Here is a 14,684-nt window from a genome sequence, read left to right as displayed (position 1 = left end):
CTGAGGAGAGGAGCGATGCTTTATGAAAAAAATGGGGATGGTACTACTTACAATTGCTATGGAAGCTGTTTTACTTTGGGTTGTTTCCATGGTATTTGGATGGAAGTTTATGGATACCGTCTTTTTAGGAGGGTTAGTTATATTTGGCGTCATTTGGTTGTTTAACCTGGCCGTTAATCAAAGCAATAATGTGAATAATGCTGTTGTAAAAGGATGGACTGGACAGGATGCGGGAGAAATTAAAAAGTTTGAATTGAAAATGTCTCCCTTTATTTTGGGACTAGTTTTATTTATTGTGATTAGTTTTGCGGCAACTATTATACATTACTCCTCATATTTTTTTAGTTAAGGAGTACGCTCGCTTTAGAGGGAGAAAGCAGCGGAACAAGTGCGTTAGTTGAAGCAAACTATCAATAGGTTTGTAAAGAGAAAGGAGAAGAGGTTATGAAACAAGCTGTATATCCAATAAGTGCATTAATCATCGGGATTTCACTCATTATAACTGCTTTTATTATAAGAGATACCCTGTCAGCAACTAAAGTGAGTGGAAATGCGTCAACGCAACGGCAATCCGTTTCTGTTCCAAGTTTAATGACTAAGAAACAGCTTTCCGACTATCTTCAAATAAGTGAACAGTCGATTGAGGGGATGATTAAGCAAGATGCTTTCAAAAAAACTGGAATGGGCGGCAGCTACGATACGTATCAGTTTCTTCCTTATTTAAAGATTAATAATGAGTACCGCTTTCTAAAAACGGAGGTAGATGAATGGTTAAAATATAAAAATGACTACCATTTAGAATAAGCATAGCAGCTTGTTAGCCGCAAAGTCAGGAGGGGATATGCATGGTATTGCAAAGAGTAAGCTTAATTACAATTGGCGCTGTTAACTTGCCGTTTCTGCGGCAATTTTATAAGAGTTTAGGATGGGAAGAGACGGAAATCAGTTCAGATAAGTATGCAGCTTTTAAAACGGCAGGTGTCATTCTTTCTCTATTTCCGATTGAGGAATTAGCTAAGGATGCTGGCGTTTCAATCAAGCAAGATGTAGAAGACTTTCGCGGTGTAGCATTTGCTGTCAATGTAGACTATGCTGAGCAAGTGGATACAACAATTGAAGAAATCCGGAAGGCTGGCGGAAAAATTTTACGGGAGCCGAGTGCTGCGTTTTGGGGCGGAAGAACAGCATATTTTGCTGATCCGGAAAACAACTTGTGGGAAATTGCGTGGAATCCGGATTCTGTATTTGATGAACGCGGGGCTATGATTTCATTTTAATAGTATAGTACATATTATGTGCGATGCCTGATTAAGGCATCGTTTTTTTAAGACTGTTCACTGGCTAAGTAGAATTGTATATCTTTGGTGCAGGCAGAGTCATTTGGGCTGTGAATAAGCTTCATATGAGAAAAGTATGACATATTAATACTGTGTAACTAAGTCTGGAAAAAGTAGGTGTTTTTATGTACTATCCGTATATGAACTATAACCAGCAGCCGTATTATATGCAGCACCCTGGGTATGAATCCATGGATGAAATGAGAGCTGTTGAGGAGGAAGTGTATCGACCTGACGACGCGGAGGATGCTCCAACAACACCGCCGCCATCACAACAGCCTGTAATGCCAGCAACCTTTACTTCTGCCACTCCTGTACAATCCAATCAACTACAGGCAATGATGTGCAGATGCTTAGGGAATTGGGGATTCATCGGATTAAGGATGCCGGGACCTTTCGGAAGAGATTTTTGGTTTTATCCGACAGAAGTGAGAAGAAGCGGAGTATCCGGGTATACATGGCGGGCCGGACGCCGTCAAAAGGTAAGCTACAGATATTCTCAGATACGTAATTTTATGTGTTTTGGATAAAGCAATTTGAATCATAGCTTGGCTAAAGCCAAGCTATTTCTTTTATATGAGTTGATTTAAGAAATCGTAAATATGTTTATATAGCATACATTTCTCCCAATGGAAAAAGCCAAGAAAAAATAAATATATCCTTCAGAGTACTTTAGCGGCTTCAAAATTCAAGGATTGGAGTTATTCCAGATAAGAATGATGATGTTTTGTCGCAGCAGCTTTAAAACGATTCCATCTTTATTCCTATGATAATTATTTATATGTTGAATCGGTGTATGAATTAGGATTATTTACATAATATTAGTAGTCTATAAACATACTAACAAAAGTGGTCCGTAATTAAAAGTATAAGGAGATGATACAATGGGTGTATTAACAAATTCCCCGACAACAATGGATGCATGTATTGCTGCATGCATAAAATGTGCGCAAGCGTGTGAGGAATGCTTTACAGCTTGTTTACAGGAAGCAGATGTACAGGCACGAGTGGAATGCATTAAAACATTGAATGATTGTGCAGAAATCTGTGCGCAGGCTATACAGTATATGTCTCGTAACAGTCCATTTTCCAAAGCACTTTGTGAAGTTTGTGCTACAATATGTGAAGCCTGTTCTAAGGGATGTGACATGTTTAAAGATACACATTGTCAAGAATGTGCATCTATTTGTCGTGAATGTGCAGAAGAATGCCGTAAGATGGCTTGAGGGGTCACTGCATAACTAAGGAAAGGTATCTACTTCTTTGGTGGTTTTCATTTTATCACTGCCTTATAATCAGAACTACTGTTTTCATGGGTATTAAAAATAAGAAAAATTTCAATTTCTAGGGAAGAAAAATTCTTATGTAGCAACATGTGAAGCCACTAATGATAGAATCGTGAATCATAGTAGCATAGACTATAGTTCCAGAGCAACGATAGGGAGTAAGTATACCGACTAAATTTAAGAACAATACAACGAACGATCATATAATCATAAGTCTTTATTAGATATAGATAAAGAAATGTCAATCAAACCGAAAGGTATTTTTGATGATTAACTTGACATTGTACCAACAACTGAAATGGATCACAGAAATCTTTAATACATTGCATCCCATTGTCTAGCTGGGGTGCTTTTTTGTGAAATGGAAAAGGAATATGATCTAAGGATGATAATGTTGGTTGTGCTGAGAAGGATGATTTGAGTGAAAGTCCTGAAACGTTACAAAAACAGTCAGAATAATAATAATGCTGGCTGAAAGTAACAAGAGAAAGTGTTGATGAATGAATGATGAGAAGGTTCCAGATAAAAACTGAATGATGCAAGACATTGTGATGGTAACTGTCAGCAGGATGCTAACCAGCAATATAGTGTGAGTTTGCTGCATATTTAACATTTCTGCTGTCATTGCTCCCATCATACCTGCCATCAATCCGGAAAACATTCCTTCTAACGCGCAATAAAGGTGAAAGCGAAAGCCAACGGCTAATCCGATAACTCCACTAACTAACATAGAGAGTAAAGTAGAGGAAAGTAAATCGTCTATAAAAAACATTCCCCCAAAAACCCCGATGCTTAATCCGATGGTCATGCTAAAAGACATGGTAAATACCATATACTCCATTAGGGTACCTTTAGATTTAGAAATATATGTTGCAGCTAAAACGCAAATAACACAAAGCGCCAAGACTGTTGGTGCATATACAAACATCCTAATACCCTCCCTGTCTTTCGTTCATTTCATCATATGCTACGATTCCAATACTTTTTTTAGTGATTTCAGCATTTCGACATGTGAAAATTTCATCTGCTTCATAACAAACCCTGCTATCTAATTAGGAACTTCCACAAGTACCTGCTCTTCAACCACTGTTTCAGAAGCGGATGCCTTAAGTGTAACCAAGTTTTTTATATGAATGCTCGGTGAGGTGAACGTTTCCATCAGCAATTGCCGGTCCTGTTCAATACTAGTGAACAAAGCTTCATATTTTTTATAAATAGGAATACACCCTAAAACTATAATCTTGTCTTGAATTTCGACTCGCGTACTACCTGGTATGTCATTTTGAAGTAACTTGGTATTAATAATAAGAGGATGTAATTTGGTCAGATTCTTTGGCTCTTTTAAGTAGGTAAAAATGTCTTTAGCTGGAGCTAGAATAGATATATGATTTCGAAATGAGATGCTTTTTATATGAAATTTATTTTCCTCCTTTTAACTAGTAAGGTTATGTAGCACATGATTCTTTCAAAGTATGCCTCAATATATTTCTATTCTTCAATTCCAAGTAAGATGAAACAAACAATGAAAATGAGGAAGACATAAAATAGGGAAGGGAGATTTATAGAGTAGAAGTGATGGGTATATTTCGAAATGGAATAGTGTCAGGAAAATGCAGAATACCGTATGTTTTTTCAGTGAAACAGAACACCCCACAGATACAGCAAATACTTAGGCAAATAGAAACTAAATATTCCTAAGGCGGTCTATTTGTCCATACACACCTATGCTTATCTACATATCATAGGGTAGAAAGGTGGTGACACTTATGAGCTATTCTAATAGTGATGGCTATGGAATGTGTAAAGAGTGTTTCAAACAAGAACGGTTTTGTACTTGTAAAAACAATACCCATGTTAAAAAATCGGAGCATAATCCTCAATGTCAAACCATCGGTGAGCAAGAACAACAACAACATCAAAATCAAGATGGTCCTGAACAGAAACAAGGTGAACAGATACAAATACCCATTCAAGAGGGACAAAAGCAAGGCTCTCAAATAGAAGAACAAGAACAAAATCAAGGGGACCAAACTCAGGGTAATCAGACGCAAGGGCCTCAGACACAGGGACAAATTGAAAATCAAGAACAACTACAAGTACAAGATCAAACAGAAGATCAAGACCAAACACAAGGGGACCAATTTCAACAACAAAGTCATGGTGATCAAACCATGGAAAACAACCAGACCATTTCAACCCCTGTGGATGTTGATGGAGTGAATGTAAATGTAAAATGCGGGGATTGCGAACCTACTATAATTTTTCTAGAAGATTTCTTTGAGAGGCAGAAGAAAAAGAAGCATGATAATCAAGGGGGTGACGACGTGGAAAAAGGCTGCTGCAAAGAAAAGAACTGTGTAAAAGGCTGCGATTGCTGTGTTCAGAATCTTGCAGATCTATTAAGAAGCGTTAAAAACTTCCAAGCTACATTAACCACACCGGCAGATAAAGCAATCGACATCTATTTCAGCATTATGAACGGCTTAACAAATCCAACAACAGGGCAAGTCATTAACCAGGTTGAGGGCTGTTCCGTTATTAGGTTCAGACCTGCCGATCAGCTCACGGTTGCTCCAAATACAGCGGTACAATTATGTGATGTTGCCGGTATATGTGCGACAGATACCGGTAATACACCTAATGTTTTTGAATTTTTACTTGAACAAGCCAATGCAGATGATGAAACAGACGAAAACTCCTGTAAAAGAAAAAAAGAATCCTGTACCTGTCCTTGTTGTGCATTAGGTATCGGAGAACAATTACAGTGCACGGCAAATTTCGGACTGCTACTAGATGTTTTTATACAGGGCCAGATGATGGCACTCCCTTTTTATGTGCTGGCTGTAAAGGATTGTCTAGCCTATTTTGTAGATAACATTACTGACCCAAACGAGATTTGTGTTTTCTCATTATGCAAAATCAGTGGATTTACTGTAGTTAGCCAAACGATAGGTACGCCTTAAACAAGGACAACATTTCAGAAATATTTGTCAATACGAACCAACTCAATACCCTTCGAGATGCAATCTCCAACAATTTTCTCCTCTTTGTCAAAAATGGACGTTTGCACTGATAAATGAGCCTGTACGTCAAAAGCATATAAAACATATCTTATTAAAGAAAAATTTTTAAGGGGGAACTGTGTAATGTCATGTTTTAACGAAGATAAACATTGCGGTTGTGGTGAACACCACGAAGAAAAGGAAATGTGTCCAACACGTGTAAAAGGATTTAATTTATGTAAAAAGAGAACAGAGTTACGCTGCTTCAAGCAATGCCAGCCAATTTCGCAACCTTGTGACGAGTTATTTTATAACTATTTTACCAGCAGAACGAATTTTGAATTTAGCGGTCTAGTAGTTATTACCAATTCAGGAAACCCAACAAGCGGCTGCTCTATGCAAGTGAGAGTTATAGACAGAGCAGGTACTGCGGTTGTTGCTACTGTTAGTGCTGGTGCGTCCGTTCCAATCTTTGTGGAAGGATTAATCTCTCTTGATATTGCATGTATACCAAATGATCCAGAGCTTCCTATACCAGCAACTTGCAGCGGGGAAGTCCTCTTCGATCTAGAGTATTGTGCTACAAAAGTTTGTCTATAAGCTATGCTTATTGACTAGAGCATCCTTCGCTTCAAACATTAACTCTAAATCTCTCCGTGCCAAATTTATGTATAAAAGAAAAATCTCTATCTGAAAGAATGATAGAGATTTTTTTTATAAGGAACAACAGAAAAAATATATTATAGATAGTATGAGCTATGTGATTAGGATGGAACTACTATATACCTGAAAATAGGCTTTAGTACTGAGTAATTTGCCTTTACCAACTGTTTTTTTATACATATCTTATTGGTAGCTTTAGTTAGATCGTGAAGGAGGATGTTTTATGTGTTCAGGTGATAAATGCGGGTATAATCGTTGTCGAACAAGACCAATGTGGTACGCTGGTGAAGATAAATGTGATAAGCACCACAAAAAGCATGAGTGTGATTGTTGTGAAATACAAGTTAAAGTATGTAAGTGTGATGAGGAGCCTAAATGCGATAAACCGATTGAGGTTAAGGGATTAAATTTGTGCCACAAAAAAGAAGTAAAGTGTTTTAAACATTGCAGCCCTATCTCACAACCTTGTAATTGTCAGTTCTTTAATCACTTTACCAGTAGAGCAGATATAGAATTCAGCGGTTTAATCGTGGTTAAGAATACAGGTATTGCAGCTTGTGGTTGTTATATGCTGGTTCGTGTAACGGATTCAAAAGGAGAATCAGTCGTTGCTACTGTCACCCCTGAATCATCAGTACCTATATTTGTTGACTGTTTAACATCACTTGATATTTCTTGCTTTAAACATGCAGATAAATCACCTTGTACGACTACATGTAAAGGCGAGATAATCTTTGATCTTGAATATTGGGCAGTACAATGTATCACTGATCATCGTCATGGTCATGATGAGTGTTAATAAGGCGAAGGCATCCTAAATAAATTTCGTGTTTGGATTTTTAGGACCGTTATACATTTTTCTATCTTCAATGAGTAGGGCTACGTAGCGTAGCTTCGTTCAAAGTATTCATCAATATACTTGTATTTCTTCCATTCATAGTAAAGCAAACTATGAATGGGAGGAGTGGGGAAAATAAGGAAGTGATGGGTTTATTTTTAAATGGGGAAGCGTCAGCAAAATACCGGTTTACAATGTTCGGAAAATTTCAATATAAAAAGCTTAATTTTCAGTATAAAATTAAGCTTTTTTCATGCTTCTATAATCGTGCTCAGTTGCTGAAGCGGAGAAAATTTTAAATATGCAAACTACTCAACATAATAAACTTGTGAACTCTCTACCTCTAGACAATACAATCTTCCACCATAAGCGCAGCCGCCATCAATTCCAACGATATTATTACCCCCAAAGTATACATCGATGCTTTCGTGCAAATACTTTGTCGGGGTGTGTCCGAATATAACGGTCTTTTCGCCTTTATAACCCTTATGAAATTCCTCACGAATCCACACTAATGTATGCGGGTCTGTCGACGCTATTGGTGTTTCTGGATGAACGCCTGCATGTACAAAGAGGTGGGTGTCTGTTTCATAGTAGTATGGAAGCTCTTTTAATACTTCAATATGAGTGCGGATATCATCATTCATTTGAATGAGTTCAGGCATTTCGTCGGTTGTATACCAATATTCGGCATCGTCCTTTTCAATTTCATAACAGTAATTTTGAAGTGTTTTTATGCCTCCATTGTAATACCATCTTTTCAAGTTCATCGGATTACCTTGAAAAGCTTCTATCATCATCTTTTCGTGATTGCCAAGTAAAGCAATCGCTCCCTCACTCTTAAGCTGAATCACTTTATCTAAAACAGCTTTCGAATGGGGCCCTCGGTCCACAAAATCCCCTAATAACAGCAGCTGGTCTTGCTCTTTGTTATATTGAATAAGCTCCAAAAGTCTCTCGAATTTTTCTAAATCTCCATGAATATCACTTATGGCAAGCATTCGTTTCAACCGTCTCACATCCCTGTTAATTGCTAGAATAGTTTGTTTTTATTAGTTTATCATATCTATAAATGAAATGACTTAGATAAACACTCTTTTTAGTCCCCTAATGAACTTGTACACTCTCAGTCATGATTCTTTATGCATAGAGCAGGAAAGAGTAGGGGGGATGCGGCACGAGAGTCATGTTTATCTTGTAAGAAAATGAATCAAGCAGTGTGAGGAAGATTTTGATGCAGGGGTCTAATGGAATAAATCTTTACATAATAGAACTTCAAAATACTATAATTATGGTGTGTTACACCATATTCTTCGATGCGGAAGAAAACTTATAATGAAGGTTTAATTCCAACAGTTTTGGGTTCTGCTGTTACAGCTGCTGGTTACGCGTTAAAACAAAAACACGGTACTAACAAAATGATTGCTAATACTATTTTTGGCTTTGGTTTAGCACATATTGTATTTGGTGCGATTGACCTGGTTGAACATCGAAGTAGGTAAAAAAGAGAACGTTCTACTCAAAACGCTCTCTTTTTTTGTTTCAGAGCGAGAGTCGCCAGTATAGTAAATTAAGATGTAATCAAACACATAATAAGTGTAGTATTAGCACAATGTAAAGATGACTACTTAAAGAGGTGATTAGCAGTGTATAAAAAAAGCCTTTTACTTTCATGTGTGTTATTTTTAAATCTAGTATGGATTCCAACAGGAGATGCTATGGAATCACCGCAGTTGATTCCAAATATTGAATATGGAACGACAGCTAAAAAGGTAGCCTATTTAACGTTTGACGATGGGCCTTCCATTAATACAATGAACATATTAGATATTCTGGACCGTTATCATATAAAAGCAACTTTTTTTGTATTGGCAAATTCGACTGACTATGGATTAAAGGGATATAGAGAAATAATGAGACGAGGCCATGTGATCGGTCTGCATTCGTACGATCATAATGTTAATAAAATTTATCGATCAAAAGAAACGTACTTTAGAGATGTAACTGATTTAGAACACTTTTTATATGACCATTTTAGAGTGCAGCCTAACATCATTCGGCTTCCAGGAGGTTCGAAAAATATACATTGTCAACCGAGTGTGATGAATGAAATCACGCATGAATTAGAAACTCGCGGCTATCACTATTTTGATTGGAATGTAGATTCAAAGGACGGAATCAGCCCTTATATTAGCCAACAAACTATTATCCAATCCGTTTTAAAAGGAGCGGAAGGAAAAAAGGAAATTAATGTTCTGTTGCATGATATTAGCAGCATGAAAAATACTGTTAAAGCATTGCCAGTCATTATTGAAGGGTTACAGAAACAAGGCTTTACCTTCGAGGTCATTTCATCACAAGACCCAGAATTTCACCTCTAGCGCGAGAGTATTTAAATATAACCGCTAATTTGTGCACGAAAAAAGAAACCAATATCTTATATTGATGGGTTTTCTTTGGGAGAGGATTGCAGCATAATGGGCTTTCTTGTTTGGAGAATTTGTAATTAATTGTATATTCATACTCATTTTTCATAAACTAATAGGAATGATAAAAAAGTCTTAGTATCCTTTCTTTAGCTAAATTACATATTGTATTATTTGGAATTGTGGTGATTAATTGGTGTTAATAAGAGAAGGATTAGAAGAGCATACAAACAACATAAAAAAAGCTTTTCATCAGACTAGTGATTTGGTTATAAAAAAAATAAACATAGGAAAAACAATTCAAAAAGAAGTTCATATTCTTTATCTCCGTGATATTGTTGACACGATGAAAATTGAAGAAACGGTTATTAAACCGTTATTGAATTTAAAAGACGAACTAAAAGAAAAAGATTTGGTTGAATATTTGATGGAGGATGTATTGGAATCATCCGAAGTCGAAAAAGCAGAAAATGAAGAGAGGATGGTAGAAGGAATCACACAAGGCAATGCTGTACTTTTATGTGAGCAAAGTCGTGAAGGGATTATCGTTTCAACATCTAAATGGGCCGAGCGAAGTCTTGAGGAAGCAATTAGCGAACGTTCTTCTCGTGGACCTGTCATAGGTCTAACAGAAAAGCTAGCAACAAATCTTAACCTAATTCGAAGTGCATTGAGAACATCTGATTTATTTATTGAAACTACTGAATATGGGACATTCACTAAAACTCAAGTTGCTGTTTTGCATGTAGAAGGAATCGTTGATGAAGGCATCTTAAAAGTAGTAAAAAAAAGATTAAAAAACATAAATGTAAAATATTTAGCAACATCTAAAATTATTGAAAATGCTCTAGAAGGAGAGTCAAGGATTTTCTTTTCATTAGCAAGACAAACAGACAGAATAGACGGTGTTGTATCAGCTTTAATGGAAGGCAGAATCGTTGTTATTATTGAGGGCATACCCTATGCAATAATAGCACCTGCTTTGTTTGTTGATTTTATACAAGGAGCAGATGAATATCACCAAAACTTCGGAAGGGTATCAAATAGAACTGTGCGCTTAGTTGGTTTTTTGTTAGGAATATACTTGCCAGGTGTATTTCTTGCGTTGGAAAAGTTCCATCAAAAAGACATTCCCAAAAAAATTGCTGACACGTTATTTTCAAAAGAAGAACTACTCCCAACGTTTTGGGGAATATTTATCTTACTTCTGCTATTAAGAGCGTTACTTGATATTTCATTTCACTTACCAAAAAGTAGTATCATACTTGTCTCATTATTAGGAACAATTCTCATAGGAGAAACATCAGTCACAGCTAAACTGATTCATCCCGTGGTTTTGATTGTGACAACTCTTACAGAAGTATCAAATTTTCTTACTCTTAATAGAGGATTAGGAACAGCACAAAGAGTATTGCAGTTAACATTTTTATTAACGGCAAGCTTTTTTGGATTCACTGGTTTGATTATAGGAAACACTATCTTGATTATGTATATGGTAAGTCTTCGGTCAATCGGAGTGCCTTTTTTATCCCCAATTATTCCATTTAAATTACAAGAAATGAAAGATGTATTATACAGAGGAGACTTACAAAAGTTAATAAATAGTAAACATCAATATCTGGAGGATCGAGAATGAAGCAATAAATATTTTGCTTTGCTATATTAACTTATCTGCTTATTTCTTTATGAAAAAACTTTATTTTTATTATTACATGAAGGGGGCTTTAGTTGAAAAAGGAAACTTCTACAGATAAACTGCACCTCAATTGTTAGACACAACTAACAAGTTTCTTTTTCAATGGGCTCACTTTCTTTGCATTCGATAAATACATCATAAGCAAAGAAGATTAAGAAACAATCGGTCAAATCCTTACGAATTCTTAAGTTGAATAAAAAATGATGACTTATGGGAATTTAATCCATAAGTCATTATTTTATCGGATGTTCTACTATAAAGGTTATCCAACCTTCATCATATTCTGCTCGAATAATTCCACCATGTAATTCAACAATTTTCTTTGAGATAGCAAGTCCAAGACCCGTACCTTGATTATTTCTCCTTGCTTTATCTCCTATAAAGAAACGTTCAAATAATTTATTCATATCATGTACAGGAGGAGCTTCAACTTGGTTTAAGATTTTCAAAACTGCCATAGAACCAAGTATTTCTAAATGGATGTGTAGTACAGAAGGTTTTATGCTGTATTTTATCGCATTCATAAGAAGATTTTCATAAACCCGTACCATTTTTTCAACATCCATCACAATAGGAATTTCTTCATCAGGTAATACCTTGACAATAGTTAGCTTTTCTTTTTCAAAAATCGGAACGTATTCACCAATGAATTGTCCTAGCAAACTCACCAAGTTCACTTCATTGAAGTTTAAGTTGACATCAGGGCTGGATAAACGAGTGTATTCAAAAAGTTCATCGATTAGAGATTCAAGCCGTTTTGATTTTGAATAAGAAGTATCAAGATATTCATTTAGTTGATTTTGGTCTGAATATTTCCCCTTCCTCAACAAGTCTAAGTAACCAATAATGGATGTTAAAGGGGAACGCAAATCATGGGATACATTTGTAATCAGTTCATTTTTTGCCATTTCCAATTGTCGTTCATATTCAAATTTGTTTTCCAATTCTTTAGACATGCTATTGATGTTGTGAGCAAGTTGACTTAATTCATCATTTCCTTTCATTTCGATTGTAAGTCCCAATTTACCGTTGGCAATTTCATTAATACTTTTCGTAATGCGTTGTATATAGATTATTTTGTTTCGAGTAATGGATAAGAAGGTGATAATAAAAGAAAGGATAACGAAAGAAAATACTAAAAATACTATTATATTATAAGATATAATTCCAATGTCTTTAGTGAGATATTTAACGTTATAAAGCTGCAAAATAATTTGAGAGACGATAACCATGACAACAATTGAAACAAAAAAACTCACAGCAACTGCTATCAGCAGCTTTACAAGTAATGAATTTTTAAACCGATTTGTTTTCATAGTTTATAACCGACTCCCCAAACCGTTTTGATATAAATGGGATGTTTCGGGTCTTCTTCGATCTTCTCTCGAATGTTTGTGATATGAACCATTACTGTATTATCCGATTTAAAAAAGTCTTCTTTCCAAACAGCTTCGTATATTTTGTTAACGCTTAACACAATGCCTTTATTTCGGGAAAGAAGTTCAAGTATATCAAATTCCTTCGGTGTAAGCCTTACTTCCTTCTTTCCCACCCACACTTGGCGAGTGTCCGTATTTATTTTTAAATTGCCAAGTTCAAGGATGCTTTTGTTACTATCAACATCGATATTATACCTCTTATATCGTCGAAGCTGAGACTTTACTCTTGCAATAAGCTCCAATGGATTAAAGGGTTTGGTTATATAATCATCTGCCCCAGAAGCAAGTCCTTGAATTTTATCCATATCTTCTGATTTTGCTGAAAGCATGATGATGGGCATATGACGTTCCTCTCTAATCTTCATGCAGGCTTCAATTCCATTCATTTTCGGCATCATTATATCTAAAATAATTAGGTCAAACTGCTCTTTATCCAGAAGTTCTAATGCTTCAAAGGCATCTTCAGCCCGTTTCGTCTGAATCCCTTCATTTTCTAAATAAACAGCGATAAGGTTTCTGATTTCCTTATCATCATCAACAATTAAAATTTTTGTACCCATTTTAATTCACAACCTTTATTTACCTTTTAGTAGCATACACTTATTTTTTGCAATATAACACAAATGCAGGTGGAACATTTCGGTATTCACGTTTAATTTCAATTTGTTCAAAATATTGATTGAAAAATGACGTTTTAAAAAGAGTATATTGAAATGTAATAAACGTACCCCCGTTTTTTAACAGCTTTCTTGTTTTATTTAAAATAACATTCGATACAATTTTGGGTAAACTTGCAAAAGGCAAACCAGAGATAACATAATCTATATAGAGAAATCCATATTTTTTTGCATAATTGTCTATGTTCTCTGCAGTATCGTTTATGGTGATTATGTTATTTTCACTTTTGTATTTATCTTTTAACATCTCGTATAAGACATTATTGCTCTCAAACAACATAACTATAGTATCAGGTTTTCTGTATTTTATGATTTTATCCGTAAAAACACCAGTTCCAGCTCCGTATTCAACAATATATTTGGCTGATTGGAAATCAACCGTGTTGACCATTTTTTCAGCAAGATAATCTGAACTTGGCAAAACAGCCCCGATTTTTCTTGGATAAAAGAGGTATTGAAGAAAAAACGTCATTGATTTCAAGTCTTATTCACTCCTTCGAATTATTTTCCAAAGCTAGAATAAACGTAAAACCTAAAGATATAGTGATTAAATTTCTTAAGAATTCTTAAGAATAATAAATAACCAAAAGAAAAAGGAGAGCAAAATCCCCTTAACGTGTTCTCTTTTGAAGTACAAATGTTACATTAGCAACAAAAAACAGCAACCAAATTCACATAGGATTTGGTTGCTGTTTTTTGTTGCTATATCAATACTTATACCTGTTTTTGAGCATCATTAGAAGATTGTTTAGCACAGTGATTGGCGAGGATACAATATTTGTTGTACTCTTGCTAAAATAGTTGCAAATTAGGTTGTTAAAAAGGGCTGTGTTTGTATAATTTGTTGTTCCTTTACATCTCTCAGATTATTGAATGCACTTGCAATCATGCATGAACCTCAGATGATAGCAATAACCATAAAACACAGCCTAAAAAAGAAATAAAAAAGACCAACCTCTTTGTAAATACAGGGAAAATCCCAACGGAAAAGGGTACTATACATGAGTATCCTACCACTACGTTAACACTAGAAAAAGTATTGGAAAGGTTTAAAGGAGAGACAAGGTATGTACAGACAGATAATTACACCTATTATTTTTATAAAGGCTCTGTTAAAAAATATTGTTGATTTTCGAAAACACGCAAAATTTTTGGTTATACTTACTTTATAAAAACCAATTGGAGTGTGGGATCGCGTGAAAACAGCTTTTCGTAATTTACTAAATCATATTAAGAAAATTGACCCACGCCAACAGGAACAATTGTTTTGGACATTGAAAAACACTTTATTTCCAATTGTTCAAACAGGTACTCTTGTAG

Annotated in this window: 16 protein-coding genes and 1 pseudogene; 12 read left to right on the top strand and 5 right to left on the bottom strand. The window is 35.4% G+C overall.

Annotated features, from left to right (window positions below; all coding sequences use genetic code 11):
* The first annotated feature begins 22 nt into the window (after positions 1-22).
* The 5 genes from J7Q84_RS00085 (at position 23) to J7Q84_RS00065 (ending at position 2,563) form a co-directional block, all read left to right on the top strand.
* On the top strand, positions 23-349 hold the full coding sequence (locus J7Q84_RS00085; protein ID WP_209092307.1) for a hypothetical protein: 327 nt from the start codon (positions 23-25) through the stop codon (positions 347-349).
* Positions 350-444: 95 nt separating this feature from the next.
* Positions 445-804 carry a helix-turn-helix domain-containing protein gene (locus J7Q84_RS00080; protein ID WP_209092306.1) on the top strand — a complete coding sequence of 120 codons (360 nt, stop codon included), beginning with the start codon at positions 445-447 and terminating at the stop codon, positions 802-804.
* Positions 805-845: 41 nt separating this feature from the next.
* Entirely contained in the window at positions 846-1,277 is a 432-nt protein-coding gene (locus J7Q84_RS00075) for a VOC family protein (protein WP_209092304.1), read from the top strand.
* Between the two features lie 185 nt (positions 1,278-1,462).
* Entirely contained in the window at positions 1,463-1,867 is a 405-nt protein-coding gene (locus J7Q84_RS00070; RefSeq protein ID WP_209092302.1) for a hypothetical protein, read from the top strand.
* A 354-nt stretch (positions 1,868-2,221) separates the two neighbouring features.
* Positions 2,222-2,563 (top strand): four-helix bundle copper-binding protein, encoded by a 342-nt coding sequence (locus tag J7Q84_RS00065; protein WP_209092300.1) that lies wholly within the window; start codon positions 2,222-2,224, stop codon positions 2,561-2,563.
* A 439-nt stretch (positions 2,564-3,002) separates the two neighbouring features.
* On the opposite strand, the gene J7Q84_RS00060 is transcribed toward J7Q84_RS00065, so the two are convergent.
* A complete protein-coding gene (locus J7Q84_RS00060) occupies positions 3,003-3,551 on the bottom strand; it encodes a hypothetical protein (protein ID WP_209092298.1) in 549 nt (182 codons plus the stop codon).
* A gap of 838 nt (positions 3,552-4,389) precedes the next feature.
* On the opposite strand from J7Q84_RS00060, the gene J7Q84_RS00055 reads away from it, so the two are divergent.
* From J7Q84_RS00055 to J7Q84_RS00045, 3 genes are all read left to right on the top strand, one after another.
* Positions 4,390-5,586: a hypothetical protein gene (locus J7Q84_RS00055; RefSeq protein WP_209092296.1), complete on the top strand. Its 1,197-nt coding sequence runs from the start codon at positions 4,390-4,392 to the stop codon at positions 5,584-5,586.
* 183 nt (positions 5,587-5,769) lie between these two features.
* Positions 5,770-6,225 (top strand): S-Ena type endospore appendage, encoded by a 456-nt coding sequence (locus J7Q84_RS00050; RefSeq protein WP_209092295.1) that lies wholly within the window; start codon positions 5,770-5,772, stop codon positions 6,223-6,225.
* Between the two features lie 286 nt (positions 6,226-6,511).
* On the top strand, positions 6,512-7,087 hold the full coding sequence (locus J7Q84_RS00045) for an S-Ena type endospore appendage (RefSeq protein ID WP_209092293.1): 576 nt from the start codon (positions 6,512-6,514) through the stop codon (positions 7,085-7,087).
* 347 nt (positions 7,088-7,434) lie between these two features.
* Here the strand turns inward: J7Q84_RS00045 and J7Q84_RS00040 are convergent, their stop codons facing one another.
* On the bottom strand, positions 7,435-8,136 hold the full coding sequence (locus J7Q84_RS00040; protein ID WP_209092291.1) for a metallophosphoesterase family protein: 702 nt from the start codon (positions 8,134-8,136) through the stop codon (positions 7,435-7,437).
* A gap of 306 nt (positions 8,137-8,442) precedes the next feature.
* Here J7Q84_RS00040 and J7Q84_RS00035 point away from each other — a divergent pair, with 306 nt between their 5' ends.
* The 3 genes from J7Q84_RS00035 (at position 8,443) to J7Q84_RS00025 (ending at position 11,188) form a co-directional block, all read left to right on the top strand.
* Positions 8,443-8,628 (top strand): asparagine synthase, encoded by a 186-nt coding sequence (locus tag J7Q84_RS00035; protein WP_209092289.1) that lies wholly within the window; start codon positions 8,443-8,445, stop codon positions 8,626-8,628.
* A gap of 144 nt (positions 8,629-8,772) precedes the next feature.
* Positions 8,773-9,507 carry a polysaccharide deacetylase family protein gene (locus J7Q84_RS00030; RefSeq protein WP_209092287.1) on the top strand — a complete coding sequence of 245 codons (735 nt, stop codon included), beginning with the start codon at positions 8,773-8,775 and terminating at the stop codon, positions 9,505-9,507.
* 241 nt (positions 9,508-9,748) lie between these two features.
* Entirely contained in the window at positions 9,749-11,188 is a 1,440-nt protein-coding gene (locus J7Q84_RS00025) for a spore germination protein (RefSeq protein WP_348519810.1), read from the top strand.
* Between the two features lie 293 nt (positions 11,189-11,481).
* On the opposite strand, the gene J7Q84_RS00020 is transcribed toward J7Q84_RS00025, so the two are convergent.
* From J7Q84_RS00020 to J7Q84_RS00010, 3 genes are read right to left on the bottom strand one after another with little or no spacing between them, the layout of a single operon-like run.
* Positions 11,482-12,564, bottom strand: coding sequence for a HAMP domain-containing sensor histidine kinase (locus tag J7Q84_RS00020; protein ID WP_209092283.1), 1,083 nt, complete (start codon positions 12,562-12,564; stop codon positions 11,482-11,484).
* The gene (locus tag J7Q84_RS00015; RefSeq protein WP_209092281.1) at positions 12,561-13,247 is read right to left on the bottom strand and encodes a response regulator transcription factor; all 687 of its coding nucleotides are present in this window, start codon (positions 13,245-13,247) and stop codon (positions 12,561-12,563) included. The genes J7Q84_RS00020 and J7Q84_RS00015 overlap by 4 nt, the downstream gene beginning before the upstream one ends.
* Before the next feature lie 40 nt (positions 13,248-13,287).
* Positions 13,288-13,836 (bottom strand): class I SAM-dependent methyltransferase, encoded by a 549-nt coding sequence (locus J7Q84_RS00010; RefSeq protein ID WP_348519818.1) that lies wholly within the window; start codon positions 13,834-13,836, stop codon positions 13,288-13,290.
* A 724-nt stretch (positions 13,837-14,560) separates the two neighbouring features.
* On the opposite strand from J7Q84_RS00010, the pseudogene J7Q84_RS00005 reads away from it, so the two are divergent.
* Positions 14,561-14,684: pseudogene (locus tag J7Q84_RS00005) on the top strand (IS1595 family transposase); the annotation flags it as partial.

Origin of the sequence: Bacillus sp. 165 (assembly GCF_017742235.1) — a bacterium.
Lineage (GTDB): Bacteria > Bacillota > Bacilli > Bacillales > Bacillaceae_G > JAGHKQ01.
Note: the sequence above shows the minus strand (reverse complement) of the source record. Positions and strands in the feature narration are given on the sequence as shown.